The 16,812-nt window shown below is 68.2% G+C and carries 16 protein-coding genes and 1 pseudogene; 8 read left to right on the top strand and 9 right to left on the bottom strand.

All coding sequences use genetic code 11. The features are described 5' to 3' along the window. Nucleotides 1–1,101, bottom strand: coding sequence for a redox-regulated ATPase YchF (gene ychF, locus FOY91_RS07735; RefSeq protein ID WP_145149769.1), 1,101 nt, complete (start codon nt 1,099–1,101; stop codon nt 1–3). A gap of 128 nt (nt 1,102–1,229) precedes the next feature. On the opposite strand from ychF, the gene FOY91_RS07730 reads away from it, so the two are divergent. Further along, the gene (locus FOY91_RS07730; protein ID WP_145149767.1) at nt 1,230–1,466 is read left to right on the top strand and encodes a hypothetical protein; all 237 of its coding nucleotides are present in this window, start codon (nt 1,230–1,232) and stop codon (nt 1,464–1,466) included. Between the two features lies 1 nt (nt 1,467). Here FOY91_RS07730 and FOY91_RS07725 read toward each other — a convergent pair whose 3' ends face one another. Next, nucleotides 1,468–2,070, bottom strand: coding sequence for a TIGR02466 family protein (locus FOY91_RS07725; RefSeq protein ID WP_145149765.1), 603 nt, complete (start codon nt 2,068–2,070; stop codon nt 1,468–1,470). 136 nt (nt 2,071–2,206) lie between these two features. Here FOY91_RS07725 and FOY91_RS07720 point away from each other — a divergent pair, with 136 nt between their 5' ends. Then, a complete protein-coding gene (locus FOY91_RS07720; protein ID WP_145149763.1) occupies nt 2,207–2,398 on the top strand; it encodes a hypothetical protein in 192 nt (63 codons plus the stop codon). A 141-nt stretch (nt 2,399–2,539) separates the two neighbouring features. Here FOY91_RS07720 and FOY91_RS22695 read toward each other — a convergent pair. The 3 genes and pseudogenes from FOY91_RS22695 to FOY91_RS07705 all read right to left on the bottom strand — a co-directional run. Further along, a pseudogene (locus FOY91_RS22695) lies at nt 2,540–2,785 on the bottom strand (VOC family protein); the annotation flags it as partial. Further along, nucleotides 2,782–3,351 carry an aminoacyl-tRNA hydrolase gene (pth, locus tag FOY91_RS07710; RefSeq protein WP_145149761.1) on the bottom strand — a complete coding sequence of 190 codons (570 nt, stop codon included), beginning with the start codon at nt 3,349–3,351 and terminating at the stop codon, nt 2,782–2,784. The gene pth and the pseudogene FOY91_RS22695, both read right to left, overlap by 4 nt. A gap of 54 nt (nt 3,352–3,405) precedes the next feature. Beyond that, a complete protein-coding gene (locus FOY91_RS07705; RefSeq protein WP_145149759.1) occupies nt 3,406–4,035 on the bottom strand; it encodes a 50S ribosomal protein L25/general stress protein Ctc in 630 nt (209 codons plus the stop codon). A 179-nt stretch (nt 4,036–4,214) separates the two neighbouring features. Between FOY91_RS07705 and FOY91_RS07700 the strand changes: the two genes are divergently transcribed. Continuing rightward, nucleotides 4,215–4,715, top strand: a complete 501-nt coding sequence (locus FOY91_RS07700) for a TlpA family protein disulfide reductase (protein WP_238995297.1) — start codon at nt 4,215–4,217, stop codon at nt 4,713–4,715. A gap of 10 nt (nt 4,716–4,725) precedes the next feature. Here the strand turns inward: FOY91_RS07700 and FOY91_RS07695 are convergent, their stop codons facing one another. Continuing rightward, nucleotides 4,726–5,628, bottom strand: a complete 903-nt coding sequence (locus FOY91_RS07695; protein ID WP_145149754.1) for a TraB/GumN family protein — start codon at nt 5,626–5,628, stop codon at nt 4,726–4,728. 107 nt (nt 5,629–5,735) lie between these two features. Here FOY91_RS07695 and FOY91_RS07690 point away from each other — a divergent pair, with 107 nt between their 5' ends. From FOY91_RS07690 to ppdK, 3 genes are read left to right on the top strand one after another with little or no spacing between them, the layout of a single operon-like run. Further along, on the top strand, nt 5,736–6,620 hold the full coding sequence (locus FOY91_RS07690; RefSeq protein ID WP_145149752.1) for a glycine--tRNA ligase subunit alpha: 885 nt from the start codon (nt 5,736–5,738) through the stop codon (nt 6,618–6,620). 2 nt (nt 6,621–6,622) lie between these two features. Beyond that, complete coding sequence (glyS, locus tag FOY91_RS07685) at nt 6,623–9,136, top strand: glycine--tRNA ligase subunit beta (protein ID WP_145149750.1); 2,514 nt, start codon at nt 6,623–6,625, stop codon at nt 9,134–9,136. Nucleotides 9,137–9,139: 3 nt separating this feature from the next. Then, nucleotides 9,140–11,833 (top strand): pyruvate, phosphate dikinase, encoded by a 2,694-nt coding sequence (gene ppdK / locus FOY91_RS07680; protein ID WP_145149834.1) that lies wholly within the window; start codon nt 9,140–9,142, stop codon nt 11,831–11,833. 615 nt (nt 11,834–12,448) lie between these two features. On the opposite strand, the gene FOY91_RS07675 is transcribed toward ppdK, so the two are convergent. Further along, nucleotides 12,449–12,787: a hypothetical protein gene (locus tag FOY91_RS07675; protein WP_145149748.1), complete on the bottom strand. Its 339-nt coding sequence runs from the start codon at nt 12,785–12,787 to the stop codon at nt 12,449–12,451. Between the two features lie 115 nt (nt 12,788–12,902). Continuing rightward, nucleotides 12,903–15,113 carry a hybrid sensor histidine kinase/response regulator gene (locus FOY91_RS07670; protein WP_238995296.1) on the bottom strand — a complete coding sequence of 737 codons (2,211 nt, stop codon included), beginning with the start codon at nt 15,111–15,113 and terminating at the stop codon, nt 12,903–12,905. Between the two features lie 179 nt (nt 15,114–15,292). Here FOY91_RS07670 and folE point away from each other — a divergent pair, with 179 nt between their 5' ends. Beyond that, nucleotides 15,293–15,910 carry a GTP cyclohydrolase I FolE gene (gene folE / locus FOY91_RS07665; RefSeq protein WP_145149746.1) on the top strand — a complete coding sequence of 206 codons (618 nt, stop codon included), beginning with the start codon at nt 15,293–15,295 and terminating at the stop codon, nt 15,908–15,910. 2 nt (nt 15,911–15,912) lie between these two features. Beyond that, nucleotides 15,913–16,266, top strand: coding sequence for a hypothetical protein (locus tag FOY91_RS07660; RefSeq protein ID WP_238995295.1), 354 nt, complete (start codon nt 15,913–15,915; stop codon nt 16,264–16,266). 19 nt (nt 16,267–16,285) lie between these two features. Here FOY91_RS07660 and FOY91_RS07655 read toward each other — a convergent pair whose 3' ends face one another. After that, the gene (locus FOY91_RS07655) at nt 16,286–16,729 is read right to left on the bottom strand and encodes an NfeD family protein (RefSeq protein ID WP_145149744.1); all 444 of its coding nucleotides are present in this window, start codon (nt 16,727–16,729) and stop codon (nt 16,286–16,288) included. Nucleotides 16,730–16,812: the final 83 nt, after the last annotated feature.

Genomic DNA, 16,812 nt, shown 5'->3' with positions numbered 1-16,812 from the left:
TCAGACGTTGAAGCGGAACAGCATGATGTCGCCGTCCTGCGTCACATACTCCTTGCCTTCCGAGCGCAGCTTGCCCGCCTCGCGCGCGCCGGCCTCGCCCTTGAACGCGACGTAATCGGGGTAGGCAATCGTCTCGGCGCGGATGAAACCGCGCTCGAAATCGGTGTGGATCACGCCTGCCGCCTGCGGTGCCTTGCTGCCGCGATCCACCGTCCACGCCCGCGTCTCCTTGGGGCCCGCGGTGAAGAAGGTGATGAGATCGAGCAGTTCGTAGCCGGCGCGGATCACGCGGGCGAGGCCGGTTTCGGCCAGCCCCAGATCGGAGAGGAACTCCGCGCGGTCGGCGGGGTCGAGCGTGACGATCTCCGCCTCGATCGCGGCGGAGACGACGACGGCCTTGGCGCCTTCCGACGCCGCCTTCTCGAACACGCGGGCGGACAGGGCATTGCCCCCGGCCGCCGATCCCTCGTCCACGTTGCACACGTACAGCACCGGCTTGGCGGTGAGCAGCTGCGCCTGGCTGAAGATGCGCTGCTCGTCCTCGTCGGCGGGCTTGGTCAGCCGGGCGGGCTTGCCCTCGCGCAGCAGGTCGAGCGCCTTGCCGAGCACGGAGGCGGCAGCCTTGGCCTCCTTGTCGCCTTGCGTCGCCTTCTTCTGGAAGGCGGGCACGCGCTTTTCCAGCGATTCGAGGTCGGAGAGCATCAGTTCGGTCTCCACCGTCTCGGCATCGGCGATCGGATCGACCTTGCCCTCCACATGCGTCACGTCGCCGCCCTCGAAGCAGCGCAGCACGTGGACGATCGCATCCACCTCGCGGATGTTGGCGAGGAACTGGTTGCCCAGCCCTTCGCCCTTCGACGCGCCGCGCACCAGCCCGGCGATGTCGACGAAGGCAAGCTGCGTCTCGATGATCTTGGCGGAACCGGCGACCCTGGCGATCTCGTCCAGCCGGGGATCGGGCACCGCCACCTGGCCGACGTTCGGCTCGATCGTGCAGAACGGATAGTTGGCGGCCTGTGCCGCCGCCGTCTCGGTCAGCGCGTTGAACAGGGTCGACTTGCCGACGTTCGGCAGCCCGACGATACCGCAGCGGAAACCCATCGCTTGTAAATCCCGTGATCTGATAGATCGGCCCCGATAGGCCGAAAGCCGCCGCGATGCCAGCCGCACGCGCCGGTGGCGCAGGGCCACGTCAGGCGATAGGGCAGGCGGCCAGACAGGGAGACGACATGGCCGACCTTTACCTCAAGGCGCTGCAATCGGAGCGGACGAAGCTGTGGGCCGAGGCGCGGCTGAAGGGGCTGCCGCACGATACGCCGCAGCGCCAGCGCATCCGCGAGATCGACGAACAGATCGCCGCGCACAAGTCAAAGCAGGAGGGTGCAAAGCAGGGGGACGCAAAGCAGGGGGGCGCGAAGCCGGCAGGCGGCGACAAGGCACCCGGCGGCAAGGCAACCGGCAGGTAACTCAGCGGTAGTTGAAGCTCACGCTGATCCGCTCCTCCCTGCCGGCGCCCGCGATCACCTCGTGGCGCAGCCAGCTTTCCCACAGCAGCACGGTGCCCGGCTGCGGCGCGACGCTGACGAAGCGCTGCTGGTCGGCCGGGGCATCGGCGCGCAGCTTGGGGGCGGCCATCATCAGCGGCAGGCGGGGGTCCTCCACCCGCAACGCCCCCGCGCCCGGCGGGATCGCCACGTAAAACGTGCCGGAAACGATGCTGTGCGGGTGGATATGCCCCGAATGGGCACCACCCGGTTTCAGCAGGTTCACCCACAGGCTGTCCAGCTTCGGCTTGCGCCCGCCCAGATCGAACGCGCAATCGACCACGAAGCGGGCGACGTGCGCGCCAAGCCGGCGGACCAGTTCGGCGAAGCGCGGATCGCGCTGTGGCAGATCGGCCAGCGAGGCATAGCTGGTGTAGCCGCGATAGCCGTGCTGCCTGGACCATGCGCGCCCCGCGCGATCCTCGGCGGCGATGTCGCGGCAGGCCTCCTCCAGTTCGGCGAGGAAGGCGGGATCGTCGATCCGGTCCTCGTACAGGCGTGTGGCGAACAGGGAGCGGCTGGGCATCTTCATCCTCGGCGACGGCATAAGCGGGCGTCCGCGCGATAGGCCGGGGAGCGACGGGACGCCAGCGGGTCGGGTCGGGTCAGGGAACGGGGTGGACGGGGCTTCGTTCAATCCCCACACCCGAAGGAGAGCCAGCATGACCACCCAACCCGGCGGCGATACCGATCAGGAAGCAGAACTGGGCCGCACCACGCCGCTCACCCCCGAGGAGGCCGCCCGCCGCAAGGCCCGCCAGCTGGCCACCGATGACGGCGATGCGAGCCATCAGGGCGGCGCCGGGGCGCAGGGCGGTCAGGTCGATTTCGGGCTGCCGAAGAACTTCAGCTAGGTCAGATCGTCGAGCCGCCGCTTTCCACCCGCCAAAGGGGGAAGCGGCGGTTTTCGCCTGCATGATACAGGCAGATCTCGTTCCCGGCGGGTCGACCAGCCGGGCCTCGCGCCATAGCCAACGTTCGTTCCGGACGTCGTGCGTGAATGTGATGCCGGCTTGTTTCAGTGCGGCCACCCGATCGTCGAGATCGTCGCATTCGAAATAGATCAGGGTCGAGGACACGACCCGCTCGACCGTGTGGATCGAGAAGGTTTTGCCGGTCGGCGTCTCGAAACGCGCATAGCGGGGCGGGCTGTCGACGATGCGCCGCAGGCCGAGCGCGGTGTAGAAGGCGCATGACGCATCATAGTCGAGACAGCCGACCGTGACCTGATTGAGCCTTATGGCTGCTGGCGCAATGCCACCTCGTTCATGAAGCGCGCGTCGTCGCCAGCCGCCAGCCGCTCCGCTTCGGCAGCGACCCCGCCAAGCATGTCGGCCAGCGGGTCCATCTCGGATTTGGCATAGTTGCCCAGCACATGGCCGGTCACCCGGTCCTTGTGACCGGGATGGCCGATGCCGAGCCGGACGCGGCGGTAGGCGTTGCCGACATGGGCCTCGGTCGAACGCAGGCCGTTGTGACCGGCGGTGCCGCCGCCCGTCTTCACCTTCACCTTGAACGGCGCCAGGTCGAGTTCGTCGTGGAAGGCCGTGACGTCGCCGACATCGCCTTTGTAGAAACGCAGCGCATCTCCGACGGCGCGGCCGCTCTCGTTCATGAAGGTGGCGGGTTTCAGCAGCAATATCCGCTGGGGGCCGATCCGGCCCATCGCGCTCCATCCCTGGAACGCCTTCTTCCACGGATCGAAGCCATGGATCTCGGCGATGGCGTCCACCGCCATGAAGCCGACATTGTGCCGGTTGAGCGCATATTGCGCGCCGGGATTACCGAGGCCGACCCAGATCTGCATGGTACATTGGCCGCACCGCCGCCCCGGCCGAAACCGGGGCGGCGGGCAGGGTCATCAGCTTTCGGAAGCGGCGGCTTCGGCCGCGGCATCTTCGGCCGCGTCGGCAGCGCTCAGCAGCGCGGACGGTGCGACGATCGTGGCGATCGTGAAATCGCGGTCGGTGATCGCGGCCTCGGCGCCCTTGGGCAGCGCGACGTCGGAGATGTGGACGGTGGCGCCCACATCCAGCCCGGCCAGCGAGATCTCGATCTGCTCGGGAATCTCGGCGGCGTCGACGATCAGTTCCAGCTCATGCTGCACGATGTTGAGCACCGCGCCGCGCTTGATTCCGGGCGAGGCCTCCTCGTCGGTGAACACCACGGGCACGTTGACGTGCACCTTGCTGTGCTCGCCGATGCGCAGGAAATCCACATGCAGCGGGCGATCGGTGACGGGGTGGAACTGGACGTCCTTGGGCAGGGTCCGCAAGGATTGGCCGTTTGCGTCGATCATCACGACGCTGTTCATGAAATGCCCGGTCAGGAGCATCTTCATCAGCACCTTTTCCTCGAGGTGAATCGAGAGCGGTTCCTGCTTGTTGCCGTAGATTACGGCGGGGACGCGGCCTTCACGACGCATGGCACGGGAGGCTCCCTTGCCTGCCCGTTCGCGCGTCTCGGCCGACAGGGTGAGCACGTCGCTCATATCATGTCTCCAGTTCGCTTGGTTGAAACACGCGCACCGCCTCCAGGGATGACCGGAGCGCGAGCCGGCGCCCTTAACGGAAGGAGGTAGCCAAGTCAAAGAAAGTCAAAGCAGGTTGACGCTGGGCGACGGTGGTGGCCATCCCCTCGTCCCGGGGGGACCGGACCATGAAGCCAGCCATGATCGCCATCGCAGCGATGCTGATCGCCTGCGCCACGCCGACCGTCCTGAACGCGAAGCCGCGCATCGGCGAGCCGGCGCCCGATTTCAGCGTGCAGACGTTCGACGGTGCCACCATTTCGCTTGCCAGCCTGCGCGGCCGGGTCGTGCTCCTCAATTTCTGGGCGACGTGGTGCGGGCCGTGCAAGGTGGAGCTGCCGTTGCTCGACGGCTACCACCGTCTGCAAAAGGATGCCGGCCTGAGCGTGATCGCGGTGACGACCGAGGATTCGGCCCCCGTGAGCAGGCTGAAACCGCTGGCCGCCGCCGTGAGCTTCCCGATGGTACGCCGGCTGAAGGGGCCGTACGCCATCCTGGGCGCGGTGCCGACCAACTACATCATCGATCGCAACGGCATCCTGCGATACGCCAGGGCCGCCGCGTTCACGCTCGACGACCTGAACGATCTGCTCGTGCCGCTGCTGCGTGAACCGGCGCCTGCGGCGATCGCCGCGCGCTGATCCGCCCCCGTCAGCGCAGCCGCACCACCTTCAACCCGTCCTTCTTCAGTACGTCCTGCACCGAATCCCGCCCCGTCAGGTGGCCGGCGCCCATCGCCACCAGCACAGTGCCGGGGCGGGCCAGCCGCGCCTCCAGCCATTTCGCCCAGCGGGCGTTGCGGCGCACCAGCAGGGTTTCGCGCAACGCGGCGCTCTCCTTCAGCTCTTCGTCGAAGGTGGCGGCGATGGCCTTGGCGTCGCCCCGGCTCCATGCCGCCAGCATCGCGTCGTAATCCTTGCGCGCGGTCGCGCCGTCGTCCGCCAGCGTGGCGAGGAAATCGCGCTGCGCGGTTTCCGGCAGCGTATCGAAGAAGCCGAGCTGTTCGGCCGGCGTCTCCAGCCCCTCCACCGGCAATGACCGGGCGCGGAACGCCGCCTCGAGCTGCGGCTCCACGCCTTCGCCCGCCACCAGCTTCATGTCGGTGAGCGTGGTGCCGACGAGCAGCAGCGCCGCCGCCCATGTCTTCATTCCGTCCAGCAGCGAAAGCGGCAGGCCGCTGCGCGCGATCAGCGCTGCGATGGCGGCGCGCTTGTCCGCCGGCACGCGGTCCAGCAGCGGCGGCAAGCCGGGCGCGCGGCCCATCGCCAGCATCGTGCGGGAGACGGCGGCGGGATCGGGGCCGACCAGCGTTTCCAGCACCAGCCCCTGCGCCTGCCCGACCGCGTCGCGCACCGGGCCGTTCTGCCACGCATAGCCGGTGGGCAGCACATGGATGGTGCCGAACAGGTAAATCGTCGTGTCCGCATCCGCCAGCTTCCACACCGCCGGGCGTGCCACGGCGGCCGCTTGCGGCGGCGGGGCCGGGGCGGGCGCGCAGGCGGCGAGCAACAGGGCGGCGAGCAGGGGGCCAGTGAGCAGAGGGAAGCGGCGCATCCCCCGCTGCTACCCGCTCGGCTCGCCCTGCGAAAGGGCGTTCGGCTTGACCGGATCGCGGGGTTGCGCCTAACGCGGGCGCGTTCCGCTGCATTTGCGAAGGGTCTATCGTCTTGGGCGCCGAAAAGCCGCTCAGCTTCCAGAAGCTGATCCTCACGCTGCACGATTACTGGAGCGCGCAAGGCTGCGTGATCCTCCAGCCCTACGACATGGAGATGGGCGCCGGCACCTTCCACCCGGCCACCACCCTGCGCGCGCTGGGGCCGCAGCCGTGGAAGGCCGCCTACGTCCAGCCCAGCCGCCGGCCCACCGACGGCCGCTATGGCGAGAACCCCAACCGGCTCGGCCATTATTACCAGTATCAGGTGATCCTGAAGCCCGCCCCGACCGATATCCAGAACCTCTACCTCGGTTCGCTGGCGGCGATCGGCATCGATCCGCTGCAACACGACATCCGCTTCGTCGAGGACGACTGGGAAAGCCCGACGCTGGGCGCCTGGGGCCTGGGCTGGGAGGTGTGGTGCGACGGCATGGAGGTGACGCAGTTCACCTATTTCCAGCAGGTCGGCGGGTTCGACTGCAAGCCGGTGGCGGGCGAACTGACCTACGGGCTGGAGCGGCTGGCGATGTACATCCAGGGCGTGGACCGGGTGTACGACCTCGCCTTCAACGACGCGGGCGTGACCTACGGCGACGTGTTCCTCGAAAACGAGCGCCAGTTCAGTGCGTATAATTTCGAGGCCGCCAATACCGACACGCTGTTCAAACAGTTCGCCATGGCAGCCGACGAGTGCCGCGCCCTGCTCGATCGCGAAAAGCCGCTGCCGCTGCCGGCCTACGACCAGGCGATCAAGGCGAGCCACGTCTTCAACACGTTGCAGGCGCGGGGCGTGATCTCGGTGGCGGAGCGGCAGGCCTATATCGGTCGCGTGCGCGAGCTGGCGAAGGGCGCCTGCGCCGCATGGATGACGCACAACGGCTGGGAGGCCTGACGATGGCCGACTTCCTGCTCGAACTGCTCTCCGAGGAAATCCCCGCGCGGATGCAGGAGAAGGCGGCCGCCGACCTCGCCCGTCTTTTCGCCGCCGAGATCGCGAAGGCCGGCCTCGTCGCTACCGGCCTCGAGAGCCACGCCACCCCGCGCCGCCTCGCGCTGATCGCGCGGGGGCTGCCGCTGGCGACCGAGGCCGTTTCCGAGGAGGTTAAGGGGCCGCGCGCCGATGCGCCGGCGCAGGCGCTCGCCGGCTTCCTCGGCAAGACCGGGCTGACCCGCGAGCAGCTGGTCGAGCGCCCCGATGCCAAGGGCAACATGATCCTGTTCGCGGTGACGAGCCGCCCCGGCCGCGCCACCGCCGAGGTGCTGGCCGCCGCCGTGCCCGCCATCGTGCGCGCCTTCCCGTGGCCCAAGTCGATGCGCTGGGGCACGGCCTCGGCCAGCACCGCGTCCCTGCGCTGGGTGCGGCCGTTGCAGGGCATCGTGGCGCTGCTGGGCGACGATCTGGTCCCGTTCGAGATCGACGGCATCTCCAGCGGCACCGCCACGCTCGGCCACCGTTTCCACCACCCCGGCCCGATCACGATCGGCAACGCCGACGACTATGCCTTCAAGCTGCGCGCCGCCCACGTGATCCTCGACGCGGCCGAGCGGCGTGCGATCATCGCCGGGGGTGCTGCCAAGGCGGCTGCGGCGGCGGGGCTGACGGTGGTGCCGGACGAGGGGCTGGTGGCGGAGAATGCCGGGCTGACCGAATGGCCCGTGCCGCTGCTGGGCACCTTCGACCCCGCCTTCCTCGCCGTGCCGCGCGAGGTGATCCAGCTGACGATGCGGACCAACCAGAAATATTTCGCGCTGACCGATGCGGGCGGCGCGCTGGCCCCCGCGTTCATCTGCACCGCCAACATCGAGGCGAACGACGGCGGCGCGGGCATCGTGGCGGGCAACCGCAAGGTGCTGGCGGCGCGACTATCCGACGCGAAGTTCTTCTGGGAGCAGGATCTGAAGGTGCCGCTCGCCGAATGGGCGGGCAAGCTGGATCGGATCGTGTTCCACGAAAAGCTCGGCACCGTGGCCGACAAGGTGGCGCGCGTGGCGAAGCTGGCGCGCTGGCTGGTGGAGGAGGGGATCGTCGGCGCGACCACGCCCCCTTATGTCGAGCGCAGTCGAGACACGCCTTCGAGCGCAGCCGAGAAGCCCCGCGTCCCGTCTTCGCCCGACGCCGCCGGCCCCTCGACTTCGCTCGGGGAAGGGGATGACCGCGCCACGCTCGCGCAGATGGCGGAAGATGCCGCGCGGCTGTGCAAGGCAGATCTCGTCACCGGCATGGTCGGCGAGTTCCCCGAGTTGCAGGGCGTGATGGGCGGCTATTACGCCCGCGCCGAGGGGCTGCCCGATGCGGTGGCCGACGCGATCCGCGATCACTACACGCCCGTGGGGCAGGGCGACGAGGTGCCGACCGCGCCGGTGACGGTGGCGGTGAGTTTGGCGGACAAGCTGGATACGCTTGCCGCGTTTTTTACCGCGCGAGAGTTTCCTTCAGGCTCACGCGATCCTTACGCCCTGAGACGTGCTGCTCTCGGTATCTTGCTATCGATTCAGCAAAACGGACTGCGGATACGGCTTGCCTCCTTGATTAGGCGAGCAGCAGCGCTTGTTATCGATAGTGTAATGAGTCGTACGGCTTTAAACGACACCAATTATGCACTGTACTTGCAAAAAATTCTGGAGGTGCAGCCTGACCGGAATTTGCCTGAAGCAGAATTCAATCGTCGAATGTCGATAATGGCTGAGGCCTTGGGTGAATTCACGGTCGTTATGAAACCCGAAACCGATCGGGTGTTTGAGTTTTTGCAGACCGGTGGCGAACGCATTCGGGAAGCACCTCCGAAGGCACTCGACTTCTTCGCCGACCGCCTCAAGGTCCAGCAGCGCGAGGCCGGCGTCCGTCACGATCTGATCGACGCGGTGTTCGCGCTCGGCGGCGAGGATGATCTCGTCCGCCTGCTCGCCCGTGTTCATGCGTTGCAAGCGTTCGTTGCGACCGAGGACGGGGCGAACCTGCTTGCCGGGTACAAGCGCGCCGCCAACATCCTGAGGAAGGAAGGGTGGACGGGCACGCCCGCGATCCTTTCCGGCCCGGCCGAACAGGGCATCGCGCAGACCGGTGAGGAAGACCCGCTCAGCCAAGTCGAGGATGCGGATGTCGCCGCCACGATCGCGGCGCTGGATGCGGCCGCCGATGCCCCCGCCTACACCCCCGAGCCGGCCGAAGCCGCGCTGATCGCCGCGCTCGATCGCGCCGGGCCGGACGCGGCGGCGGCGGTGGAGCGTGAGAACTTCGCGGGCGCGATGGCGGCGCTCGCCACGTTGCGCGGGCCGATCGACGCTTTCTTTACGGCCGTAATCGTAAACGACCCGGATCAGGACAAGCGCGCCAGCCGGCTCGCCTTGCTTGATCGCATTCGTGCTGCGATGCACAATGTCGCGGACTTTTCCAGGATCGAAGGATAGATGATGGCCAGCGCAAACCCCGATACCGCCGCTGCGCCCCAGTACGTCTATCGCTTCGGCGGCGGCGTGTCCGATGGTGGCAAGGGTGACAAGAACCTGCTCGGCGGCAAGGGCGCGAACCTGGCCGAAATGGCCTCGATCGGCCTGCCGGTGCCCCCGGGCTTCACCATCTCCACCGACATGTGCGCCGTCTATTACGACGAGGGCGAGCAATTCCCCGAGAGCCTGCGGACCGAAGTCGCGAACGGCATCGCCCATATCGAAGGCGTGACGGGCAAGCGGTTCGGCGTCGCGGCCGATCCGCTGCTGGTGTCGGTCCGCTCGGGCGCGCGCGCCTCGATGCCGGGGATGATGGACACGGTCCTCAACCTCGGCCTCAACGACGAGACGGTCGTGGGGCTGGCCGAGAAATCGGGTGACGCGCGCTTCGCGTGGGACAGCTACCGCCGCTTCATCCAGATGTATTCGGACGTGGTGCTGGAGCTGGACCACGGCGAGTTCGAGGAAGCGCTGGAGATCGCCAAGGAAGACAAGGGTTTCACCCTCGACACCGATCTTTCCGCCGACGATCTGCGCGCGCTCGTCGCCCGCTACAAGGCGATCGTCGAGGACCAGTGGAACAAGCCGTTCCCGCAGGACGTGCACGAGCAATTGTGGGGTGCTGTCGGCGCGGTGTTCGGCTCCTGGCAGTCGGAGCGGGCGAAGGTGTATCGCCGGCTGAACGACATCCCCGCCGCATGGGGCACCGCCGTCAACGTGCAGGCGATGGTGTTCGGCAACATGGGCGATACCTCGGCGACGGGGGTGGCCTTCACCCGCGATCCGGCCAAGGGCGATCGCGCTTATTACGGCGAGTTCCTCATCAATGCTCAAGGGGAAGATGTCGTCGCCGGCATCCGCACCCCGCAATATCTGACGAAGGCCGCGCGCGAGGGGGCGAGCGCGAAGCCGCTGTCGATGGAAGAGGCGCTGCCGGAAGTGTACGGCGAGCTGGCCAAGGTGTTCGACCTGCTGGAAACGCATTACCGCGACATGCAGGATATCGAGTTCACCGTGCAGCAGGGCAAGCTCTGGATGCTCCAGACCCGCTCGGGCAAGCGCACCGCCAAGGCCGCGCTGAAGATCGCGGTGGACATGGCGGCCGAGGGGCTGATTACCGAGGCCGAGGCGGTCGCGCGGGTCGATCCGTCGGCGCTCGACCAGTTGCTCCACCCCACGCTCGACCCCAAGGCGCCGCGCGACGTGATCGCCAAGGGGCTGCCCGCCTCGCCCGGCGCCGCCAGCGGAATCGCCGTGTTCGACAGCGACACCGCCGAGAAGCGGACCGAGATGGGTGATTCGGTGATCCTCGTGCGCACCGAGACGAGCCCCGAGGACATTCACGGGATGCACGCGGCCAAGGGCATCCTCACCGCGCGCGGCGGCATGACCAGCCACGCCGCCGTGGTGGCGCGCGGCATGGGGCGGCCGTGCGTGTCGGGCGTCGGCACGCTTTCGATCGACGCGAAGGCGCGCAGCTTCCGCGTGGGCGGGCGCGAGGTGCGCGAGGGCGACATCATCACCATCGACGGGGCGACCGGCGAGGTGATGCTGGGCGCGGTCGCGACGGTGGAGCCGGAGCTGGCGGGCGATTTCGGCACGCTGATGGAGTGGGCCGACAAGGTGCGCCGCCTGAAGGTGCGCGCCAATGCGGAGACGCCCGAGGATTGCCGGGTGGCGCGCGGCTTCGGCGCGGAAGGCGTGGGGCTGTGCCGCACCGAGCACATGTTCTTCGATGCCGCGCGGATCACTGCCGTGCGCCAGATGATCCTGGCGGAGGACGAGAAGGGCCGCCGCGTGGCGCTGGCGAAACTGCTGCCCGAGCAGCGCGCCGACTTTACCCAGATCTTCGAGATCATGGCCGGTCTGCCCGTCACCATCCGCCTGCTCGATCCGCCGCTGCACGAGTTCCTGCCGCACGAGGAGGCCGAGTTCGCCGAAGTGGCGAAGGCCGCCGACGTGTCGGTCGACGTGCTGAAGCGGCGCGCGGCCGAGCTGCACGAGTTCAACCCGATGCTGGGCCATCGCGGCTGCCGGCTGGGCGTGACCTATCCCGAGATCTACGAGATGCAGGCGCGCGCCATCTTCGAGGCGGCGGTGGACGTGGCCGAGAAATCGGGCGCGGCGCCGATCCCCGAGGTGATGGTTCCGCTGGTCGGCACCCGGCGCGAGCTGGAGCTGATGAAGATCGTGATCGACAAGGCGGCGGAGGCGGTGTTCGCCGACAAGGGCCGGCGGATCGAGTATCTCGTCGGCACGATGATCGAGCTGCCGCGCGCGGCGCTGAAGGCGGGCGAGATCGCCGAGGTGGGCGAGTTCTTCTCCTTCGGCACCAACGACCTGACCCAGACGACGCTGGGCGTGAGCCGCGACGATGCGGCGCGCTTCCTCTCGGCCTATGTCGAGAAGGGGATCTACGCGAAGGATCCGTTCGTCAGCCTCGACGTGGAGGGTGTGGGCGAACTGATCGAGATCGCCGCCGAGCGCGGGCGCAAGACGCGGCCGGGGATCAAGCTGGGTATCTGCGGCGAACATGGCGGCGACACCGCCTCGATCGCCTTCTGCGAGACGATCGGCCTCGATTACGTCTCGGCCTCGCCCTATCGCGTGCCGATCGCGCGGCTGGCGGCGGCACAGGCGGCGCTGGCGAAGAAGTAGCGCGCGGGCGCGCGGGTTGTTCGGCCGCGCTCGTGCGAAGCCTCGGACACGCGCGCTGCACCCGCTGCCCGCGCGTCGGGGCTGTTACCGACGCGCTACGCTGGCGTTCCGCACGGGTGTCGGTCCGCCGCATCCCGCGCGACGACGGTGGCGACCGTTCGACTTGCGAGCCGGTCGAGGCGAAACGGTCCTGTCGTGACGGCCTGCCATGGTGGCGGGCTGGCGGGACTGGGAAGGCGGCATTCCGCCAGGCACGGGCTGTGAAGCCCCCCGCCCGACCGGATCGGGCGACGCAAGGCGACCGAACCAAGTGATACAGGGGCGATCGCACTCCGGAGCGGACCGCGCAGATAGGGGCACCGGTTCTCCGACGTGGCGATCCACTTCCAGCGCTTAAGACGAGGTCTGCTCGCATGCCCCGACCGAAGCTTGGGCGACGGCGGCAGCGGTCGCCGCGCGCCCGGTACGAGGCATCAGGCCGGATCGATCCAGCGGCGTCTGACGCGAGCAGGAACAGGTAAGGCGGCGGGGGCGCATACATGTGCCCGCCGCCGCCTTCGATAGCCGTTCAACAGACGGCGTACGCAACGCTACTCGTACGAAACCGTATCGCCCTCAGGCGCGCGCGATCACCGCCGCGCCTGCCAGTGCCTCGGGCGAAAAGCCGAAGCCGATCAGGTCGGCCGCCGCCGCCTGCGCCCGCCGGTCGCCCCGCCGTTCGAAGCAGGCGAAGCGGCGGAGCGTCTCGAGCCGGTCGTCGGCGAGCGGCTGCGGCCCCTCGACGCCGGTCAACAGGGTGAGGAGGCGCGCGAAACCCGACCGGCTCGGCTCGAACGCCCCGCGATCCGCATCGCGCCGCGCCAGCATCACCACGCGCTCTTCCAGCGTGGTGAGGTGGCGGGTGGCCGGAACGATCTCGTGGCGACAGAAGCTGTCGGGGCTGGGCAGGTGCATCACCGTCTCCTTCGATGGAGCGTGTATGCCGTCCTGCCTGAACGCCCGCTGTGACTTGCGCCACAGCCGAAGATTTCAAAAGATTGCCGGGGAGGGCCGGGCGCCGGACAGACGCTCAGGGAATGTCGATCGGTTTCCGTGCGCGGCCACCGATCGCCTTGTGCAGCACGCGGGAAAGCTGGTCGACCGAATAGGGCTTGTGCAGCAGCTCGAACCCCTGCTGGCCGTGCCGCGCAAGAACGTGGCTGTAACCGCTGGCGAGGATTACCGGCAGATCGGGATAGCGGCGGCGGATTTCCGTGCCGAGTTCCAGCCCGTTCATGCCCGGCATCACCACATCCGAGAAGACGATGTGGAAGCGGGTGCTGTCCTTGGCCAGCTCCGCCATCGCATGCGAGGCATCCGGTGCCATCACGCTGTCATAGCCCAGTTCGCGCAGGGCCTGCGTGGCGAACGCACCGACCTGTTCGTTGTCCTCCACCACCAGCACGCAGGCGCCATCGCCGTCGACGGGGGTGGTATCCAGCCCGTCCGGCTCGCTGACCCCGTCGGTGGGGCGCGCGGCGCGCGGCAGGTAGAGGGTGAAGGTGGTGCCTTGGCTGGCTACGCTTTCCACCCGCACATCCCCGCCAGACTGCTTGGCGAAACCGATCACCTGCGACAGGCCCAGCCCGGTGCCTTCGCCCACACCCTTGGTAGTGAAGAACGGCTCGAAGATCCGGTCGATATCCGCTTCGGCGATGCCCGGGCCGGTGTCGGTGATGCTGACGGCGATGAAATCGCCCGCCACCGGCCCGTGGGCGCGCCGCGCGGGGATTTCGGTGACGGCTTCCGCCACGATGACCAGCCGGCCCTCGCCCTTCATCGCATCGCGCGCGTTGATGCCGATGTTGATGATCGCGGTGTCGAACTGTGCGCGATCGGCCAGGATGTGGAAGGCCTCGTCGGGCACGCGCGCCTCGGTTTCGATGCAGGCGCCCGAAAGCGTGCCGAGCATGTCGGCGGTTTCGCTCAGGCTGCGGCCCACGTCGAACAATATGGGCGTCAGCGCCTGCCGCCGGGCGAAGGCGAGCAGCTGGCCGGTCACCTTGGCCGCGCGGTCGGCGGTGTCGCCGATCGCGTCGATATACCGCATGCGCTTGTCCGGCGGGAGATCGGGGCGGCGCAGCAGGTCGACCGATCCGCGAATGACGGTAAGCAGATTGTTGAAATCATGGGCGACGCCGCCGGTGAGCTGGCCGATCGCCTCCAGCTTCTGCGACTGGCGCAACGCCTCATGCGCCGCCTCGCGCGCGGCCATGGCCTCGGTCACGCGCGCATCCAGCGTGGCGTTCAACTCGCGCAGCGCCAGTTCGGAACGGCGTCGCGCGGTGATCTGGTTGGAGAGGACCGCTACCTGCCGGTCCTCGGGCGCGCCGATGCGGAAGGCGTGGATCTCGTACCAGTTGCCATCGGCGGTCGGCGTGGGTTCTTCCAGCCGGATCGTCAGGCCGGTGCTGGGGGCGCCCCCGAAGACGTCGATCCAGTAGCGGGCGGTGTCCGGGGCAAGCTCGCGCAAGGGATGGCCGATGGCGTCGTGGAGGCCGGTCTGCTCGGCGAATGCGGGGTTTGTTTCGAGAAAGCGATAATCATGCGCGGTGCCGTCGGCGTCATATTCCAGCTGGATCACGCAGAAGCCGGCATCGATCGAATCGAACAGGGATTGATAGCGTCGCTGGCTTTCCTTCAGCGCCGCCTCGGCCTGCTCCCGTTCGCGCGTCTCCGCGCGCAACGCCTCGGTCCGCATGTCGCGACGGGTGATGGCGCGGCGCAGTTCCAGCTGGCTCATCACCTGCCGTGCCAGCACCTCCAGCAGAAAGTGCTGGCGCGGGGTGATCCCCTCGGGCCTGGGTTTGCGATCGAGCACGCACAAGGTGCCGATCGGCAGCCCCGCCACGGTGGAGAGGACCGCGCCCGCGTAGAACCTCAGGCCACCCTCTGCCGCGACCAGCGGGTTGCTGGCGAAGCGTGGATCGTCGCGGGTATCCGGCACTACCATCACCCCCTGGCGGAGCAGGGCATGGGCGCAGATCGAGACATCGAGCGAGGTTTCCCGCAGGCCGAGGCCGATTTCCGCCTTGAACCACTGGCGATCGCTGGCGACGAGATTGACGATCGCGATCGGTGCCTCGAAACTGTCGGCGAGGAGGCGGGCGATGTCGTCGAAATCCGGCTCGGGCGGCGTATCGAGGATGGCATAGCGGTGCAGCGCTGCCATCCGCGCGGCTTCGTCCCAGCCCGCTTCGGCAAGCGGCATTGCGGGCGGCGAGGGGAGGTCGGTCGTCATGATGGGCCGGTTACGGTTCCTGTCGGCCACCTCAGGCGGCATGGATATGTTCGGCGGTTGAACGAGCCTGATCTCGATTAGTGCCTGCCCCGCCCGATATCGCGCCGGTGGCGGATCGTGCGCAGGGGTGGCAGTGGCGGGCGGCGGTGATATGCAGGGTGCCAGAGGAGAGACGTGCGATGAGTGAAACCGGGGGCGCCGGGGATGGCGTCGACAGACTGGAACAGGCCAAATTGCCGGTGCCGGACGATGTGGCCGAGGCGATCCGCACGCTGATCCGCTGGTCCGGCGACGATCCCGATCGCGAAGGGTTGCTCGACACACCCAAGCGCGTGGCGCGCGCGTGGAAGGAATATTGCCAGGGGTATGAGTCCGATCCGGCCGACTATCTCAGCCGCACCTTCGAGGAGGTGGGCGGCTACGACGAGATCGTGCTGCTCAAGGACATCCCGTTCCAGTCGCATTGCGAGCACCACATGGCACCGATCATCGGCAAGGCGCACATCGCCTATCTGCCGACCGATCGCGTCGTCGGCATCTCCAAGCTGGCGCGCGTGCTCCACGGCTTCGCCCGCCGGTTGCAGGTGCAGGAGCGCCTGACCGCCGAGGTCGCCGATTGCGTGTGGCGCCACCTGAAGCCGCAGGGCGTGGCGGTGGTGATCGAGGCGAGCCACGCCTGCATGTCTGCGCGCGGCGTCCGCACCACCGGCGTCTCGATGAAGACAAGCCGCATGATGGGCGTGTTCCGCGAAGACGAGCGCAGCCGCAAGGAAGTGCTGAGCCTGATGGGGTTCTGACGATGCGGGCGCGGCGTCTGGCGACGGGACGGGAGGGTCGCACGCCGCGTCGCGATCATCACCCGATCCCGTGGCGCAGGCGCGTCGCCCTCGGCGCCGTCGCCGCGCTGGTGGTGGCGCTGGCCCCGGCCGCCGCAGAGGCGCGGGACGGCGATACATCGCGTCCCCGAAACCCGACGCCCCCGGTGGCGGTGAACGTGCCCGGTCTGGCCTATCCGGTCTATGTCCTGCCGGTCGGGCCGAAGGACGATCGCACGCCGCGTCAACGGTGCTGGGATGCGGAAACCGCCCGGTTGGGAACGCCGCTGACCGAACTCGACCGGCGCACGATCGATCTGAAATGCAGCCAGCGGTAGGAGCGCGGCGCGCGAAACCCTAGATGCGCTCCACCAGCAAAGTCGTGCCGTGCGCGCCGATCACGCGGACGGTTTCGCCGGGCACCGCATCGATGCCGGCCGCATTCCACACGCCGTCGCCCACGCGCACCCGGCCGCGATCCGCCGCGATCGGCTCCACTACCGTCACCAGCATGCCGATCAATTGGCCGGCGCGATCGTTCAGCAGCGGATCGGGCGAGATGCCGGGGTTGCGCTGGAACCAGCGGCGCGCGGCATAGACGCCGGCGACCGACGCGACCGCGAACACGATCACCTGACCGAGCAGCGGCAGCCCCAGCAGGGCGGTGAGGATGCCCGCCACGGCGGCGGCGGCGCCCAGCCAGATCAGGAAGACGCCGGGCGCGACGATTTCGGCGGTGGCCAGCGCCAGAGCCGCGATCAGCCACCACCAGTAAGGGGCGAGCCCGGCGAAACCGTCCATCAGGCCCTGTCTCTTATTCAAATCTACGAGCCCACCAGACATCTTAGGATGTCGGATGCCGGCTTTTTCTTGTAAAAATTTTT

This window comes from Alterirhizorhabdus solaris, from assembly GCF_007785815.1.
In the GTDB taxonomy this organism is placed as follows: domain Bacteria; phylum Pseudomonadota; class Alphaproteobacteria; order Sphingomonadales; family Sphingomonadaceae; genus Alterirhizorhabdus; species Alterirhizorhabdus solaris.
This window is presented reverse-complemented; position numbering and strand designations above follow the sequence as displayed.